We start from the raw sequence: 17,732 nt of genomic DNA on the forward strand, positions 1-17,732 counted from the left end.
TTGACGGAAAATGATTGACTAACAGGATTTATTGGAGACGAAACGAGCGGACAATGTGCAGTAAATCCGCTTCGTGCATGGACTGTTTGGACTTTAGTGTCCAGGCGAAAATCTGGTAATATTTTTCCGGTGACTTATAAAATCCGTTTATGCAGAACAGCGTCATCGCGTTCCCGTTATTGACATAATCGACGTCGCGCGTAATAAGCTGCAATCCATCTTCCGTATAATCAACATCAGATAAACTGCGAGTCTGAAATCCCTTCCTGTCTTTCGTTGTGACCTTTCTGTACTGATCCAGATTATAGATGCCAGCCGCTTCGACATCTGAAATTTTTTCAGTAAAGGCAACCATATACAATTCCTGCACCGGATTGGAAAACTGAAGTTCAGCTCCATTCCGGAGGTTCGTAACCGCATTCATCGAACGCGGAACATCGACATAGAAATCACTGCCGCTAACTAATCGGGTTGCCAGCAAATGGCTGAAAACCGAATTTTCGGCAGTAGGAGATGAGCTATTCTCTTCGAACGTAATGGTATTCTGACTTGTGTAGCCCGAACTGTCGTAGCTTGGGGCAAATACCCCGTTCGCTACTAAACTCAGCAGGAGCATCCCGAAAAGAATTAACCAGATACCGACGGCAACAAAAATATAGACCTGACGCAGGGTTGTTGAAGGCGGTTGCGGAGGAGTGTCATCCAGAATAGGTTTGGGCTTCGGGACTGGCTGTGGTATGGGCGTAGGTGTCGGGGGAATAGGTGTTGGACGAGGTTCCGGACGAACGAAGGGTGCTTCGGATAGCGAATGAAAGGTGTTACCCGTAAGCTGTATTTTAGATGCCTGACCCTGTTTTCGAATCAGCGCCTGCTGTCCCTGAACATCGGTGATCGAGGTGTATTCGATCGGCACTATTAAATTTCCCGCGGTGTTGATCAGCCCCCATAAATGATCTTGCCTGACAGCGGCATACCCTTCGCTAAATGATCGTTGCTCATCGTAGGCTGGTGGTTCAATGGGCGGAAGCACGTCGACTGGCTCATCGGGTAAATGATCCGATGGTGAAAAGATCTGTAGTAAAGCAGTGGCCGTGTGAACCCGCTGGTCAACATCGCGGATCAGGCATTGCCGGATCATGGTCTGATACGGATCGGGAATTTCGCTAAACTGCGAGGGAAGTTCAACGTTGTTGATCCGCTGAATAATTTGAGAGCGATCGGTTTCCGACCCGGCCCCGCTATCGCCGATGAACGGTCGCTGCCCAGTCATCAGTTCATATAGAATTACGCCAAAAGCCCATAAATCGACGTTAAATCGCATTCGGTTATTGGCTAACTGCTCCGGTGCCATGTAATAAACAGAGCCACCAATTGTCGAATTCAGGAAAGCGGTTGAAGTAGCTACCAGGTCTTCACCCCGGACCACTTTGCTCAGGCCAAAATCTGTAATCAGCGGCACATATTTTCCGTAAGGTGTTCGGGTAATCAGAATGTTCTGGGGTTTCAGGTCGCGGTGGGCCATGTGGTAATGGTGCAGATGCGCCAGTCCACTCAAAATGCCACCAATAATTGAGTCCTTTTCGTCCTGCGTAAGACTCGTTTTACGGAGCAATTCGGCCAGATTGCCTTCTTTGTAAAATTTCAGAACCGCCATATCAACTACGCCAAATACAGTCGTAAACCGTTCGCAGAATTCATACCGGGCAATGTTACTGTGGCGTGGTAGCTGATTGGCTATTTCCACTTCCCGCTGAAGGGAAAGGTCCCGCTGGTCGGCCCGAACGGGCGAAACTTTAATTGCCACCCATTGATTTTCAACCGTGTCCCAGCCTTTAAAAACGGCTCCGAAGCCGCCTTCGCCTAGGCGGCCGAAATCTTCATCGCGCTCGGGTGAATTGAGCTTACTGGGTTCGTAATGGTAGCGTTTACGGAATTCTTCGTAAGTCATGGGATTAGAAATTTTGACGAGATCGCAGCGAACAGCACTGAATTCCTGTCAGCCTATTTCTTTATCCGAATGACTGGCAAAGAGTCAGTGGTTAAATGCAAAAAAAAGTAAGGTGTACGGAAACACAGCTAATCAGGCAGAGTAAATCTACAGCAAAAAACAGTACCTCCATGGGGAAAGAAGCAATCGTATTGACGATTTTGCATAATAGTCAAACACAATAGTTAAGGGTAACTATTTTTCGGAAAAATTGACGGTAACGATCAGATAAATAGGTGATTACGGCGGATTTTCTGTCGCCTGAACTGCCTGATCAAAGAGAGGTAGTTTAACTAAGTGCTAGTCTTCACTATGGGCCGCTGCTGTTACCAGCCCTGAGCTTGTGCGAAGGCGCGCTACCCGAATGCCCGATAGCTGTTTGTGCCACAGCAGATAATCGCTGAGTGGGTAGGAGGTAATGACCACGGCTCCCTGGTCGGAAGAGGCATGCAACAGATGAATCCGGCCATCGGGATGTTTTACCGCCAGCCCAACGTGCTTCATGTCAAGGCCAGGCCGGGCGGCTGTAAGCATAATAATATCACCTTCGCGAAGTTGTGCTTCTGCCTGCCGAATATTCTTTTTGGGGATAAAATAAAAAGGTTTCTGACTAATAGTAGCCTCAGCCTGGGCGACTTGTTTTAAAATGGCGGGATCGGTCAGCCGAGGATATTTATAGGTAGCGGTTGTCATGTAAGATACCGATTTGGCAACCGATATATTACCAGGTAATTCCCGGGTCACATCCGTTAGCAGCCCTTTACGTTCATTATCCTGAAGCCAGTCCGAAAAGTAGTGTAAACGACTGGCATACCCATCAATACGACCATCGCGATAGCGGAGCTTGGTCAGAAACTTACGGAACGATTGATCCAGTAAAACCGGGTTCGATCGGTCAGCCAGATCGTGCCAGGCCAGTGTCATCGCTACTACTGTTTCGAGATAGGTAGTGCAATCGAATTCCCGAAAATTAACGACTAACTGTTCCGTTGGGCTTATATCGAGCGTGTGCGGAATGTAGGGACGTCCCAGAAACTGCCTGCCAATGTTAACCGCCGTTTCTGAAGGTGTTTTACCCCCCAGGATGGTTATCGCTTTCAAATCATTGGGGACGGGCTCCTGCGCCAACAAAACTGTCGAAGTAAAAAGCAGGAAAAATGCTGTAAACAGTTTTAGCATATGCTGATGGCTCACCTGATAATAGTATTGACGAAGTTTAGGCCGTAAAGTATCGTGAGGACATTACTTAATTTCCAGAATCCTGACACTGCGAGGGGGGAGGAGCAAGGGAACACCTTCCAGACCGACCGTTTCAAGCTCGTTGTTAGTCAGAAAAATATCAGTCATCTGGTAAGTACGGGCTGGGTCGAGGCCCATGACACCAAACGCGTGATGCGGAATATGAACGGTTGTTTCGTAGGTCGTATGATTCGAAAAATTACAGACAATCAGTAGCTTTTGTCGATCCGTATAGCGCAGGTAGCTAAAGAGCTGATGAGCGTCGTAGCCTGCACTCTGGCCGTTATCATTGGCATATTGCAAATCATAGAAGTAACCATTTTGGATCGCGTCTGAACCATTGACCAGGTGATTCAATTGCTGATAGAAGGACCGGAGCCGCTGCTGCTCATCGGACAAGCCACCGCCATCATAGCGTCCCTGATTGATCCAGCCCTGCCAGTCGGCCAATCCCCAGTAGTCAAAAATAGTTGTGCGGCCATCGTCGCCACTAAATCCTTCGACACCCTCAGCCCGAACGCCCACCTCCTGCCCAAAATACAATAGGTAAGGACCATTGTGCATGGTTGCAGACAGGGTCATACCCGGTATGGCTGCCCAGGGATCATTCGTGAAGAATCGGGAAGCAATGCGCTGCTCATCATGCGTTTCCAGAAACCGAAGCATGTGTTGGGCATATTCGCCCGACTGTTGCTGCCAGACGCGGGTGAGTTCATAGCAGGAACCTTGACCTTCCATCAATGCCCGGACGGCATCGTATAAGCCCACTTTGTCGTACAGATAATCGAAACCACCTTCGAAAATAAACGACCGATACAGGCCTGGATCGTAAATCTCGGCAATGAAAATCAGGCGTGGATACTGTTGCTTAACGCGACTGATCGCCCACTTCCAGAACTCAACAGGTACCAGATGGGCCATATCGCAACGAAACCCATCGATACCCTTTTTCGCCCAGAATAATAATACATCCAGCATCTGGCTCCAGGTTGCCGGAACCGGGCTAAAATGCAGACTACCATCGAAGATGTTGAACCCATAATTGAGTTTAACCGTCTCATACCAGTCGTTCCGATCGGGGGTGGCTGTAATTGACCCACTGCCCGTTACTTTGGCTGGAAACTCATGTAACGTGGGGCTTTCCGCTAAACCATCGCTATTCAGGTTACTGACCGGAGCGACGAATGTCTCGCCAGGGAGGTAGTAAAAGTTGTTATTATGGGCGAATCGTTCCGACGTATCGTCCTTTTCGCCCAGATCGACCACGCCTGCAGGTCTGGCATCTGAATGATACTGACGGGCTACATGATTCGGAACAAAATCGATAATCACTTTCAACCCATGAACGTGACTCCGCTCGACCAGAGCTTCGAACTCCGCCATCCGGTCAGGAACGCTAACGGCAAGGTCAGGATCAACGTCATAGTAGTCTTTAATGGCGTATGGAGAACCGGCACGACCTTTTACTACGGCTGGGTCATCGGGGCGAATACCATAGGCCGAATAGTCGGTTTGCGTAGCGTGCTCAACGATACCCGTATACCAGACATGCGATGCGCTCAACCGTTTGATGGACCGTAGCGCTTCGTCATTAATATCATTGAAGGTACCAACGCCGTTTTCCTCGCGGGTACCATTCTGTCTGTTGGTGATATTCTGATTGCCAAATAAGCGCGTAAAAATCTGGTAAATAATCAACTTGTCCATTACTGGAACAACAGAGGTCGTATTCATAAGCGCCGGGTCCGTGTACGTTACGGGTGTAGCTGAGTTTGGAATACAAAATTATGGCCTTTTTCGGCGAAAAACTTGGGTTATTTTTGCGTTCTTGTTGCATTATTCTTCGATCATGTCGATTGAAACGGCATTTTAAACAGATCTCCGAACTATGAGAAGATTTACTGTCCTGCTACTTCTGCTGGTTAATAGCGGTCTGGCCGTTGCGCAAAATGCCAAAATTCAACGCGTGAATCCCACGAACTGGTGGGTGGGCATGAAAAACCCGAATCTGCAACTGTTGGTTTATGGACCCAATGCCGGAACGCTAACCTATACGGTTACTTACCCTGGCGTAAAGCTGGTGAAGGCGCATACCGTCGAAAATTCAAATTATGCCTTTCTGGACCTCACTATTGCACCAACCGCGAAACCCGGCACGCTCCAGCTCGTGGGCAAACGTGGGGGACAAACTCTGACGCAACCCTTTGAGCTCAAGGCCCGCGACAAATCGCCGAAAGGGCAGGGCGTAACGGCCGCCGATTTTATCTACCTGATCATGCCTGACCGGTTTGCCAACGGTGATCCCTCAAATGATAAGTTTGCGGATATGGCTGACCCAAATGTTGACCGGGGGAATCCGTTTTACCGGCATGGGGGCGATCTGGCCGGAGCCGGACAGCACCTCGATTATTTGAAAGATCTGGGTGTTACCGCCATCTGGTTTACACCGCTTCTGGAAAATGATCAGCCGCTCACGAACGAAGGGGGAGCCATGCGTTCGGCCTATCACGGCTATGGTTTTACCGACCATTATGCCATCGATCGGCGCATGGGCGGAAATGAAGCCTACAAGGCGTATGTTAAAAAAGCCCACTCGGCTGGATTGAAAGTTGTTCAGGATGCCGTGTATAATCACGTGGGCATTAACCACTGGATTTTGAAAGATTTACCCATGAAAAGCTGGCTTCATCAGTGGCCAACGTATACCAATACGTCGTATAAATACCAGCCGATTACGGACCCCCACGGAGCCGAAAGCGATCGTCGGGTTACACTCGACGGCTGGTTTGTTCCATTCCTGCCTGATTTGAATCAAAGTAACCCGTTCGTTGCCAATTTCCTGATCCAGCACGCACTTTGGTCGGTCGAAAATTTTGGCGTTGATGCCTGGCGTGTTGATACCTATATGTATAACGATCAGCCATTTATGAATCGGTGCAATCAGGCCCTGCTTGATGAATATCCTGCGATTCACATTTTTGGCGAATCGTGGGTTAATAACGTCGTCGATCAGGCTTACTACACCCGCAACAAAATTGATTTTCCGTTTAAGTCGAACCAGCCCGGGGGCCTCGACTTTGTGCTGTATGCATCCATGCTGGAAGCCCTGAAACAGAAATTTAGCTGGGATGATGGCGTCAACCGATTCTACCAGGCTCTGGCTCAGGATGCAGTCTATCAGGACCCGAATAAGCTGGTAACGTTTTTGGATAATCACGATACCGACCGCTATCTGTCGGTCATTGGCGACGATTTTGAGAAGTATAAAATTGGCCTGACCTGGTTGCTGACTACACGGGGTATTCCGTCCATGTACTATGGCACCGAAATCCTGATGAAAAACGTCAAAGATCCATCAGATGCCGAAGTAAGGCGGGATTTTCCGGGTGGTTTCTCTGGCGATAAAGAGAATAAATTTGAAACGGCCGGACGCAGTAATCGCGAAAATGAAGCCTATCAGTTCGTTCGTAAACTGGCCACATATCGGCGAGATAATCCTGTTCTTCACACAGGCAAACTGATGCAGTTTCTGCCGCAGGAAGGCATCTATGTATACTTTCGCTACAATGGGAGTAAAACAGTCATGGTTGCCACCAATACGAGTGGTAAAGAAATTTCGCTCGATACGGGCCGATTTGCTGAACGAACAAGCGGATTTTCGTCGGCGCGTAACATCCTGACTGATCAGACGATAGCCGATCTTAAAGCCATCAAACTATCCGCTAAAACAGCGTTGGTACTGGAACTGATAAAGTAAATGGCATAGAACCTGACTTGAAGCTGTAATGGTGAGCAAAGAGAAAACGGCCGATCATAAATAGACCAGCATTTTCCAACGTTCCGGGACAAAAAGGGGTCTTGCCAGAAACTCCTTTCCTGTATGAAACCATTTATTCTACTTTGTACGCTTCTTGCTTTTCTGACTGGCTGTCAGAAAGATACTGCCGATCCTTCTGGCGATGGTGTATTAGCGGGCAGTTTTCGCCTGGAAGTTGATCCTGTACGGTGTGCTCTGCCAACGACCCAACGGGTTACTATTCATCCGGTAAGTGACGATACCTACCGGTTTGAATATGACCGATTTGGTTCTGGATCGTATAAACTTGCAGGCGTTGTGGCGAAAAAGACCAGCTCAACGTCGTTTGAATTATTCGTGGATGACCAGCTTGTTGGTCAATATGCTTTTGAGGAGTTACGCACGATAAACGGAAGTAGAAAAACGTGGGTTTTGTCGATCCATTACCATGTCGATCAGACAGAAAATCTGGCGTTTATGGGCGTAAAAGAATGAAGAAAGGAGTAGACAGTAAGCAGTAGACACACTGCTTACTGCTTACTGTCTACTGAAGGCTGCCTGCCGAGGGTTGGGCAGGCTCATAAGCCCGATACCAGTCGATGTGCCGGGTCAGATACATGGTAACGCCCAGTATCAATAGCAGACCCGAACTTCCCAGTAAAAGGGAATAGTCTTCCAACTGGAGTAACGAATAAAAAAAACCATAAAGCAGCGTCAGAATGGCACTAAACAGGATTGTCAGCCGATCGTTCTGAAACACATAGCGTACGTAAAACGTAATTAAAGCCAGAATGATAAATCCGCCAATAAGGTAAGCCCAGTCGAACGAAACATGCTCGGAAATGGATAGCAGCAACAAATAGAACAGGCAGATCGCGAAACCGACCAATAAATACTGAACCGGGTGAATACGCCGACGATCCAGAATCTCAATAAAGAAAAAGGAAATGAACGTTAGAATGACAAACAGAATGCCATATTTGGCAGAGCGCATTGTTTTCTGATATTCATCGACTGGTACTAACAACTTGACCCCAAACAACGGCAATGCATCACCCGGATTGACAACAGAGCGTTCCAGAAAATTCCCTATACCTTGTTGCGGAAAGTTCCGGTTAAACTCCAGTACTTTCCAGGATGCCTGAAAACCCTGTGCAGTCATCGTTCGTTTGTCTGGCAGGTATGAACCCGTGAAACTTGGTGTTGACCAGGGCGACCGCAGGTTTACCCGTGTTTCTTTGCCAAATGGCAGAAAACTTAACTGGGTGCTTCCGTTCAGGTTAAGTTTTGATTCAAAGCGGTAAACATCTGCATCGAGTTTGATCGGAATACTGACACCCGAAGGTAATAGATCACTACTCGGAATACCCGGTTCAGCCGCCAGTCTCTGGCCATTGATCGTAAAGTTGATCGAATCACGAATTCCTTTCATGTCGCTGATTCCAAGTGATAGAAAGGCCTTATCCCATTGAACACTACCCGGTTGTAAATCTAAAGAAGCCAGCGATGGCTTTCTGAAACTCCCACGAATGATTAACTGCGTATTGTAAAGCATCACGACAAAGATTCCCCGATTCCGTTTCTCTGGCTTTATATCCCCATCGAACTGCAAATCGTCGGGCAAAAAATGCAGATAAGCGATCTGCCTTTCAACCTGCCCTTTGTCAGTTGTTTTAACGACTTCGTACGGAACTGACAAGATGGGTCCGCCAATTACCTGCTCACCGCCCCATTTGCTACTCACTTCGGCTACGGCTGCGTTGCGCGTCATTTCCCGTTCAATGATTAGCGACTGTAGCATACCTGTCGGGATGAGTAATACCAACACAAGAAAACCAATAACGGCCAACTTGAGCATGGTCGACGTTCGTACCCAATGATTGACTCGGTCAACATAGGAAAGGGGCTGTTCGGGCGTTGATAACTGATCCATTGTTTGGTTGTTAAAAGTACTTTGTATTACAAAGTAAATTAAAGAAAAATCAATTTTCCAACTTTTAGGAAAAATTTTCGGGCCAGCCTGAAAAGAAGATAAGTCTATGAGAATCTGGTTGATCTCGGCTCTAACTCAGATAACTGATCAGTTGACCAGCCCCGGCTGGTTAAATCTGCCTACATTTGCGCTCATCCCATTGATTACAACCGAATGAGCTCTATTAAGGCGTTTATTTTTGATCTCGACGGCGTCATTGTCGACACTGCCATTTATCATTACCAGGCCTGGCGTCGGCTGGCCAACGAACTTGGGTTCGACATTTCCGAAGAATTCAACGAGCAATTAAAAGGAGTAAGCCGGATGGAGTCCCTGGATATCATTCTGGCTCACGGAGGGCTAACGTTGCCAGACGAAAAAAAGGCAGAACTTGCCGCGCAGAAAAACCAATGGTATCTCGAACTGGTCAGTCGTATGACATCCGAGGATATTCTGCCGGGCGTAGCTAATTTCTTTTCGCAGGTTAGAAAGGCTAATCTGCTAACGGCCCTTGGGTCAGTCAGTAAAAATGCTCCGCTGATTCTCGAACGCATTGGCATGACCGAGGCTTTTTATGCCATCATCGACGGCACTAAAATCACGAAAGGCAAACCTGATCCGGAAGTATTTACGAAAGGTGCCGCCGAACTTGAGGTCGCTCCTGCCGAGTGTGTTGTATTCGAAGACGCCGTTGCGGGTGTTGAGGCCGGTAAGCGGGGCGGAATGTTTGTGGTTGGCCTTGGCTCTCCGGAGGTTCTGACACAGGCCGATTTCGTCGCTCCTTCACTAAATGCATTGACGGTAGACGAGGTATTGGAACGGTTTTCGAAATAAGGAATTCTGAATGCGGTAAGCTGCTAAAACGCCAGCCAGCCAGATACCTTGATCGCAAATGGAGTCACTGGAATGCCTGTACGGGTAAGATTATCTCGATAAGTGAGCCGGTGAATCGCATCGACGCGAAGCACTTTAAAAATATTGTCGATGCCATAGCCAACCTCAACATACGGCGTACGCGTTAGTGAACTGAACCCCTCAACGGTGCGTCCCTGGGCATCGGTGCTGGGTATCATGGCCAGATTAGCCGACGAAACGCTGCCCACCAATACTTTAGCCGTTACAAGTTCACGCCATTTAAGCCGTCGCAGGAGCGGCAATCGATTAAAGAGCAGGCCACCGAAGTTGTGTTCAAACTGGGCCGTGGCCCAACGGTCAGACACAAATTCAAAGTAATTCATCAGGTTATAGGCGTTCCCGACATAAAACGAAGACTCATTGCCCAGTGGCGTGTAGAGCAGGGGATAAGGCACGGTTGAGGGAATTATTCCTGCGCCAATGGTATAATAGGTCCGTCCCAGAATGCCCATGCGGAACGAATGTTTCATGGTAAGCGCAAGCCTGTGATAGGTGAAATCTCCCCCCAGTACGTCGCGGATACCGAGCGTATACCGCAAGGTGAAAATGGGCTTGCGGACAGCGCCCGTGCTAAGTCTGACGTTGTCGTTTTGCAGGATCACTTCATCGGGGGCAAAACGTGTCTCGGAAATCAACTCGGTAACCCGGTAGCTGTCCCGAACCGTTTGATCATGATCATTGGCCTGAGGCTGGAACGCAAAAGGAAACAGGGGTTCGAATGTGCGGTTACGCATGGCCAGTGTCTGCGTGAATCCACGGCCCATTTCACGCCGGAAATAAACGAGATTTTCTTCCTGAAAATAAGGCCGCCTGATTGTTCCAAAACGGGAGTAGGCGGCAAATAATGAGTTATTGCCAATATTTTCGGATGATACACCAACGCGTTCCAGATCATAGGTTCGCCGAACACCAAAGACGGTCCAGGGCTTGCGGCTGATGATATATTCGATATTGGCGCTGTATTTAAAAGCCTGATCAAGCGTACCATAGGCCAGATAACCACTCACAAGCCATTTTCGGCTGAAACCCGTATTGGTTCGCATACCGATCCGAATCCGATTGCCTTCAACGTTATTACTGGCGTAGGAATACAGAATTGGACCCAGATCAATATGTAGTTTATCGATCGGTTTATAGCCCAGAACGCCGAGCTTAATAATTTCACCGGCTACTTTTATAAACGGCACATTACGCACTGAATCAACAACGCGCATGGCCCGCCACTCGTTGGGCGAAAGCGAATCAGGTCGAACGCTCTTCCAGAATAACGCATCGGCTTCTTTATAATCGTCGGCCAGTTCGATCGATGGATCATAAAAGCTAACCTCTTTAGGGTCGTTTTCGATAACATTACGGGCCGTTGCAAAGAAGCGGATCAAGGCACCAGGAGCCCGTGGAGTGGGTTGTTCAGTATCGATCGTAACCTGGGTTTGGGTGGGAAACCGAATGCCTGATGAGATCGATTCCCAATTTTGCTCGATATGGAGTTCATCGACAAAGTTGATGTTAGCCCGCTTATCGACCCGTGCATCGATCTGAACCAGAGCCAGCTTGAGTGTGTCGATCCAGACGGTTCCCGTAAAGGCCAGATCGCTGACACGCTTGGGCGTAAATTCGATTTCGTAACACACGCCGTCATTGAGTGCTACTGTGTCTTTTAATCGAAACGTATAGACCGTTTCCCACTGTGCACCAACGGGTGATGGAATATCTTTTCGGAGCACATAGAGCGAATTGCGGTAGAAATTATATTGCTGAAACGAAGCACCAGTCAGCTGGGCAATCAGGCCACCATCGCTAACGCCCACGCCCGTGACGTGTGATTTGAGAACCTTTTCTTTGACTTTCTCGGGGTTAGTACGCGCAAAAAAGTTGGAGAATGTTTCGGATATAAAGACCGGAACGGCAGGCTGGCCATTTTCATCCGTGATGGCGGGAAGTTTGCCGAGAAGCCGACTGATTGGCCCCGGCTTTTTATTCTTTTTACGCTTCTGGCCAAAATTGTTGATATACCCCTCAATTTTCGTATAACTATCGTACTGATAGGCCGATAATTGTGCCGGATTGAATTGGTCCCGTCGGCGCACCGTCTCGCGAATGACCCGGTAGGCTGGGTCGCCCCCCTTGGCATAAACCCGTACCTCCTGCAATTTTGTGGCGCTGGAAACTAATTGAGCATCAATCGTCTGGCTGGCAATGGATATCAGGCGATAAGACCGGGTCTGATAGCCAAGGCTAAGGACCTGGATAGAATCGGCAAGTTGTTTGGTTTGCAGTTTATAGCGGCCTTCGGCATCGGAGGTTGTGCCATTGGTTAATCCCTTTACGGCAATACTGGCAAATGGAATCCCCTCGCCAGTGGCTGCATCAGTCACACGACCACTGATTGTATAGATAGTTTGGGCCGTCGTCAGCAACGGCCATCCGACAAGCAGAAGGCTAAATGCAACGAAAGTCCGTAATAAAGAAGTCATTGAACAGTGGTGTAGGGATCGATCATATTCTCTTAACCGAAAATTAGTCAACAGGGTTTACTAAGTAGAAAAATTTTATATGAAATTGTAAAATCAGACAATAAACGGTAAACGACTCGCCAGAAAGTGCCCTAAAACAGCCAAGAAATACGCTTACTAGTTGGTACGCCAATTCGTGGGGCTTCGTTGCACTTTATCGGTTTGTAGACGATAGAATGTCGTGAAGCGGTATGAATTGGTGTGTTATGGACAGGTAATCCTGAGGCTAAGCACTAGTTGATGGCTTAGCTTAGTTAGCCAGTGTTACTTTTTCAGTCCTGACGTTTGCCGAATAGCTGGTTTGAATAGCTGCAATCTGCCAGCCAGTATCGTTCCGCTTCAGGACGTGCGTATAGAAGAGTTTTTCGGGTTTTACAGAATTGGTCAGTGTGCCATAAACCACAATTATGTTATCGTCAATTGACTCGGCCCTATCAACAGTAGTTTGTAAGGAATCGGTCGGTTTCGGCTTACTGCTTTGATCCAATCCACTGACAATTTCGCCTGCTTCTGTCCGAGTGGGGGCCTTTTTGGCGAGAACTTTGGCCAATGCAGCTGTATCTCCAGTACTATAAGCCTGAGTAAAAGCGACTTCGGTACTACGGGCAATTGAGTCGATTGCGGCCTGGGACAATGGTCCTCCCGACTTCGGTTTGTCGCCCCGGAACAAATTTTTACCGGCATTCGCTAATTTATCGAAGACGGGGAAATCGGCACTGATACCTACCGCAAAAACAGATGCAATAACGGCGGGGATGACAAACTCGCGTCGGATACCACCCGTCCGACGATCTTTCGTATATCCGGTGATAGATGACCAGTTATTGACAATATGAAATACCGCTGCCGTAACGAATAAAATCCCGAACCAGGCATGTGTATGTTCTACTGGATGGGTGCCCTGACCAAAATAAATTAAAAGACCCGTTGTCGCTAAAACAAAGAATACGACAGCTACCGACAGGCTAACTAAGTTCTTGGATTTCATAGTGAGGGGAATGCTTGACTGGTAAAGGTAATACTAAGTGGGCAGCCCTCAGCATGTAGTAAGCTACCGAAACTGAGCTGACCAAAACAAGGAATCCCTCCAGCAATGCCAGGGGGATTACCACCAACCTATTCTAATTAAGAGCTAAAAACTAAACGTGAGTAGACCGTGGTCGCCAGCGACCGGAAAGAAATTTTCTGTCGGTGGCTGGTAGCTCTATGCTAAGAACTGCCAGTTGAAGACTGATCTATGACCGGGGACGGCCACCGCGACCACCACCACTACCACTCGCTGGAGTAGACTGTTGCGGCTGGTTTCCGCCATTGTTGTTGTTATCGTCACCGCCTTCGCCATTTTTTATGTCATCATTATTGATCGACTTCCGGCTTTTGCGGGGTGCATCAAAGCTCATTTTGCCGAGCTTGTAGCTGAATGTTAAGCGAACACCGGCGTTGTAGAAATTCGTTACAGAATTTTGCGTCAGGATGGGCGACGACAATTCTGAACTCATCGTGAATGGGTGATTCAGGAAGTTTTCTGCTGCCAGGCCCAGACTTGACTTTTTATCATTGAACTCTTTACGAATGCCCAGATTGTAGAAGTACATGCTGGTTTGATAGCCCTGCAACTGAATTTGCTTACCCCGCATTCCGCCAAAAGCCTGGAATGCCCAGCCGTTTGCGAGCGACATACTGGCGTTAACCCGTCCAGAAATTACCCAGCCTGAGTTAGAGGCCGCATAAATTGGGTTAACGTTATTGTTTGTCAGGTTTACGTGGTACAGATCGATACCACCACCGAGTTGCAGTTTTGAAAACAATGTTCCGTTACCAAAGAGGTTCAGGCCGTAGGCATCCTGATGACCAACGTTCTGATAACTCGTACGGATCACCTGCTGGAGAACCGGGTTGGTTGGATCACCAAACGATTGCTGCGATACATCCCGAACTGCCGTGATTTCATTATTGGTACGCCGGGCAAACAACGCTGCGTTCAGATATAATCCCTTAATATTGGCACTCGTACTGAACTCAACGTTATCGGTTAATTCTGGCGACAGGTATGGGTTCCCAATCGTAATGTTCGTTGGGTTTGACGCATTAACGTTAGGGTTCAGGAACTGGATACCTGGCCGCTGAATCCGGCGGTTATAGGCCAGTTTGATGATTTTTCCGCCACTCAGACTTTTAGAAATATTGATGCTGGGAACGATATTTCCGTAATTGGGAATTGAGGTCGATGGATTCGCGGCTTCATTGCTGAATTTGGCGTTGATGAACGTATACTCGTACCGGGCACCGGCTTTAATCGTGAATTTGCTCTTGGTTGTCAGAGTATAGGACAGGTAAGAGGCAGCAATATTCTGATCGTAGAAGAGCGTATTGCCTACACGGCTGGGATCAATTTGATAATCACCTTCGGCACCGTTAGCCAGATAGTACTGATACTGACTGTTGGCCTGACGGAGAATACCTTTAGCACCAAATTCGAGTAACTGATTTTTCTGGATAGGCGTTTGATAATCGATCTGGAGCGTTGATTCCTGATTGTAGCTGTTGTTATCGTTTTTCTGCCGGGCGGAGATCGTTTCAAAATCAGTACCGCTCAGAATGTCGGCCACAAAATTGTTCGTACGGTTATTACGGCTATAAAGGGCCAGAATGCTGAATTCCTGCTGCGGCTTGTAGGTCTTTGTATAGGTAATATTCGCATCGACTGTACCCGAGAGGTCGGTTGTTTGGACGTTGCGGTCATTGACAACCGGGAAGTAGCCAGTTGGCTGAAACGTCTGAGTCAGCAAATTATATTGATTGGCCGAACCATTCCGGGCTCCATAGCGCAGGCTGGCCGTTAGCGATGTATTCTTGTCAATGTCATAATCCCAGCCCAACTGAAAATTACCAAACAACCGACTCGACAATGTGTTGGCTGATTGCAGCGTACGGGTGGTACCCGTGCTTGAAATCGTGCTTTGATCGTTCATAAATGAACCACGGATGTTGTATTCCGCCCGACCAAAACCACTGAGGCTAAAACCCATTTTACCCGTCCGCAAATTACCGTTCAGGCCCAGGTTACTTCCCCGGTTTCCACCACCGCCGTTAACGTTCAGGGTTGCACCCTGCAGGTTGTCTTTCTTGGTGACGATATTGATAATACCCGCCGAACCTTCAGCATCATATTTGGCTGAGGGACTGGTAATTACTTCAACCGTTTTGATCATGTCGGCCGGAATCTGTTTCAGTGCATCGGCCACACTGCTGGCTACGATCGTAGAAGGCTTATTGTTAATCAGCACCGTTACGTTGCTGCTACCCCGTAAACTGACGTTACCGTCCATGTCGACCGCAAGCATCGGCACTTTACGCATAATGTCGGTAGCATCACCTCCTTTAGCTGTAATGTCCTTATCGGCATTGTAAACGAGCCGGTCTACTTTTTCCTCAATCATGGCTGCCTGCCCGACCACATTTACCTCTTTAAGTGTCCGAACATCGGCCGAAATTTTTATTGTACCGAGATTGATATCGCTACCACGCTCGATGGTAATGACGTTAGAGCGTTTGTCTTTATAGCCAATAAAGGTGTACAGGAGTCGATATTTTCCTGGAGCAAGTTTCGGAAGCACAAATTTACCAGATGCGTCGGCTGTCGTTCCATCGATTGGTTTGTTGGTTGCTATGTTGAGCAGGGCAACTGTTGCAAATTCGACCGGTTTGTTGCTCGAAGAATCGACCAGAACACCAGAAAGTTTGCCATTACCGCGCGGAAGAGGCTCGGATTCGGAACCGGTTATGCCTGGTCTTGGCCGTTGATCAATAGGGGCTGCCACATCTTCCTTGGTAGGGCTGGCAGGCATGGTGAATGTGTCGGGTGGTGTATTTATGGGTGTGCCTGTCGTACTACCAGGTGTTGTGCTGGCGGGAGCTGCAAATGGATCTGGTACTGTGTTGGCAGGGGGAGGGCTTGTTGGTGAAGTGGGCGTTCCACTGGCTGGTGTTCCAGGTGGAGTCGATACCTGGGCAACAGCGGCAGTTGAACTGATAATAAGTATAGCTAGTAATATCGTTTTCATGACATTCGGGATTGACGGTTCAAAGGTGCGCCGATGAATCTGCGGGATGAAATCAATTTGGCCGAATGCCGATTTTTGAGTGCCGAAGCCGGGGATTGAGGGGTGGAAGGGATTAGCTTTACGATGAGTAATTAGGCTTAGATTCGAACACTACTCCACTCCACTAACCCCTGATTACAATCAATTCGGTTCCTTTACGGCACTCAAAAAACTCTTCGGCACAGGTGCATCGAAACGCATGGCTTCGCCTGTAATTGGGTGTTCAAACGCTAGTACTTCGGCATGTAGACCTAACCGGCCAATGGGGTCAGATGTTGCGCCATATTTGGAATCGCCAACAATTGGGTGGCCAATGTCCTGCATGTGAACGCGAATCTGATTTTTCCGACCCGTTTCTAATTCAAGTTCCAATAAGGCAAAGTATTGATTGGCTTTCACAACCGTATAATTGGTGACCGACAACTGGCCATTCTCAGGATTCTGGCTCGAATAAACGATCAGCGCCTTGCTTTCGCGCAGATAGGACGTAATTGTCGCTTTGGGCGGTTCTGGTAAACCTTCAACCAGCGCCACGTATGTTCGTTCTTTGGTTGTTGCGTTCCAGGACTCCTGCATTAACCGTTGAATTTTTTCACTCTTGGCAAACATCATTACCCCCGACGTTTCGCGGTCGAGCCGGTGAATGATGAATATTCGGTTTTTAGGATTCTCTTTCTTGATATAATCACTCAGCATACTGTAAGCCGTCCGATCCCGTTCCTTGTTGGTAGCCATCGAGAGAAGGCCGGCCTGTTTGTTGATCACAATCAGATGAGGATCTTCATAGAGAATGGTGATTCCCCGGTATTGAGTGGTTTGGGAAGCCCGGTTGGCGGCTACGGTCACTAGTTGGCCGACCCGCAAGGGGTGGTTGAACTGCGTATATACCTTACCGTCAATCAGGATTTGCTTATTGCTGAGTAAGGATTTAATATTATTTCGGTTTTTGTGGGGCAGTTTCTCCATCAGGAATGCCATCAGCAGAGCGGGTTGCTCGACGGTGAGGTTGACATTCGTACGCTGGCCGCGTTGTCGGCGGGGTTGGTTGGTATTATCCATTGGACAAAGATACGGCTTCGTCGCCTTATCATACAGTTGATCTTGTTTTTGTCTTAATGAATGCTTTAGGAAACGTTAGTAACAGAACCCGATCAAACAGGCCAATGCCGCTAGCCAAAGGAAAATCTTCTGTGAATTAAATGACTAA

10 protein-coding genes and 1 pseudogene are annotated in these 17,732 nt (G+C 48.1%); 3 read left to right on the forward strand and 8 right to left on the reverse strand.

The features are described 5' to 3' along the window. Positions 1-28: 28 nt before the first annotated feature. The 3 genes from GJR95_RS40380 to GJR95_RS40390 all read right to left on the reverse strand — a co-directional run bounded on the left by GJR95_RS40380 (position 29) and on the right by GJR95_RS40390 (position 4,960). Positions 29-1,948, reverse strand: a complete 1,920-nt coding sequence (locus GJR95_RS40380) for a serine/threonine-protein kinase (protein ID WP_162391276.1) — start codon at positions 1,946-1,948, stop codon at positions 29-31. A gap of 339 nt (positions 1,949-2,287) precedes the next feature. Continuing rightward, positions 2,288-3,166 (reverse strand): N-acetylmuramoyl-L-alanine amidase-like domain-containing protein, encoded by an 879-nt coding sequence (locus GJR95_RS40385; protein ID WP_162391277.1) that lies wholly within the window; start codon positions 3,164-3,166, stop codon positions 2,288-2,290. 63 nt (positions 3,167-3,229) lie between these two features. After that, complete coding sequence (locus tag GJR95_RS40390; RefSeq protein WP_162391278.1) at positions 3,230-4,960, reverse strand: alpha-amylase family glycosyl hydrolase; 1,731 nt, start codon at positions 4,958-4,960, stop codon at positions 3,230-3,232. Between the two features lie 53 nt (positions 4,961-5,013). On the opposite strand from GJR95_RS40390, the pseudogene GJR95_RS40395 reads away from it, so the two are divergent. Beyond that, positions 5,014-6,983: pseudogene (locus GJR95_RS40395) on the forward strand (glycoside hydrolase family 13 protein). A 123-nt stretch (positions 6,984-7,106) separates the two neighbouring features. Further along, a complete protein-coding gene (locus GJR95_RS40400) occupies positions 7,107-7,517 on the forward strand; it encodes a hypothetical protein (protein ID WP_162391280.1) in 411 nt (136 codons plus the stop codon). Between the two features lie 49 nt (positions 7,518-7,566). On the opposite strand, the gene creD is transcribed toward GJR95_RS40400, so the two are convergent. Then, positions 7,567-8,955, reverse strand: coding sequence for a cell envelope integrity protein CreD (gene creD, locus GJR95_RS40405; RefSeq protein WP_162391281.1), 1,389 nt, complete (start codon positions 8,953-8,955; stop codon positions 7,567-7,569). Positions 8,956-9,168: 213 nt separating this feature from the next. Between creD and pgmB the strand changes: the two genes are divergently transcribed. Beyond that, positions 9,169-9,828 carry a beta-phosphoglucomutase gene (gene pgmB / locus GJR95_RS40410; protein WP_162391282.1) on the forward strand — a complete coding sequence of 220 codons (660 nt, stop codon included), beginning with the start codon at positions 9,169-9,171 and terminating at the stop codon, positions 9,826-9,828. Between the two features lie 23 nt (positions 9,829-9,851). Here pgmB and GJR95_RS40415 read toward each other — a convergent pair whose 3' ends face one another. From GJR95_RS40415 to GJR95_RS40430, 4 genes are all read right to left on the reverse strand, one after another. Next, complete coding sequence (locus tag GJR95_RS40415; RefSeq protein WP_162391283.1) at positions 9,852-12,383, reverse strand: DUF5686 and carboxypeptidase-like regulatory domain-containing protein; 2,532 nt, start codon at positions 12,381-12,383, stop codon at positions 9,852-9,854. Positions 12,384-12,672: 289 nt separating this feature from the next. After that, positions 12,673-13,410 (reverse strand): DUF4405 domain-containing protein, encoded by a 738-nt coding sequence (locus GJR95_RS40420; protein ID WP_162391284.1) that lies wholly within the window; start codon positions 13,408-13,410, stop codon positions 12,673-12,675. A gap of 247 nt (positions 13,411-13,657) precedes the next feature. Next, positions 13,658-16,486, reverse strand: coding sequence for a TonB-dependent receptor domain-containing protein (locus GJR95_RS40425; RefSeq protein WP_162391285.1), 2,829 nt, complete (start codon positions 16,484-16,486; stop codon positions 13,658-13,660). 180 nt (positions 16,487-16,666) lie between these two features. Then, entirely contained in the window at positions 16,667-17,584 is a 918-nt protein-coding gene (locus GJR95_RS40430) for an RluA family pseudouridine synthase (RefSeq protein WP_162391286.1), read from the reverse strand. Between the last annotated feature and the right edge of the window lie 148 nt (positions 17,585-17,732).

Source organism: Spirosoma endbachense (genome assembly GCF_010233585.1).
In the GTDB taxonomy this organism is placed as follows: Bacteria; Bacteroidota; Bacteroidia; order Cytophagales; family Spirosomataceae; genus Spirosoma; species Spirosoma endbachense.

Excerpts from the sequence above, each read along its gene's own strand:
- GJR95_RS40390 (WP_162391278.1), bottom strand. The coding sequence starts at position 4,960 with ATGAATACGACCTCTGTTGTTCCAGTAATGGACAAGTTGATTATTTAC.
- pgmB (WP_162391282.1), top strand. The coding sequence starts at position 9,169 with ATGAGCTCTATTAAGGCGTTTATTTTTGATCTCGACGGCGTCATTGTC.
- GJR95_RS40420 (WP_162391284.1), bottom strand. The coding sequence starts at position 13,410 with ATGAAATCCAAGAACTTAGTTAGCCTGTCGGTAGCTGTCGTATTCTTT.
- GJR95_RS40425 (WP_162391285.1), bottom strand. The coding sequence starts at position 16,486 with ATGAAAACGATATTACTAGCTATACTTATTATCAGTTCAACTGCCGCT.
- GJR95_RS40400 (WP_162391280.1), top strand. The coding sequence starts at position 7,107 with ATGAAACCATTTATTCTACTTTGTACGCTTCTTGCTTTTCTGACTGGC.
- GJR95_RS40385 (WP_162391277.1), bottom strand. The coding sequence starts at position 3,166 with ATGCTAAAACTGTTTACAGCATTTTTCCTGCTTTTTACTTCGACAGTT.
- creD (WP_162391281.1), bottom strand. The coding sequence starts at position 8,955 with ATGGATCAGTTATCAACGCCCGAACAGCCCCTTTCCTATGTTGACCGA.
- GJR95_RS40380 (WP_162391276.1), bottom strand. The coding sequence starts at position 1,948 with ATGACTTACGAAGAATTCCGTAAACGCTACCATTACGAACCCAGTAAG.
- GJR95_RS40430 (WP_162391286.1), bottom strand. The coding sequence starts at position 17,584 with ATGGATAATACCAACCAACCCCGCCGACAACGCGGCCAGCGTACGAAT.
- GJR95_RS40415 (WP_162391283.1), bottom strand. The coding sequence starts at position 12,383 with ATGACTTCTTTATTACGGACTTTCGTTGCATTTAGCCTTCTGCTTGTC.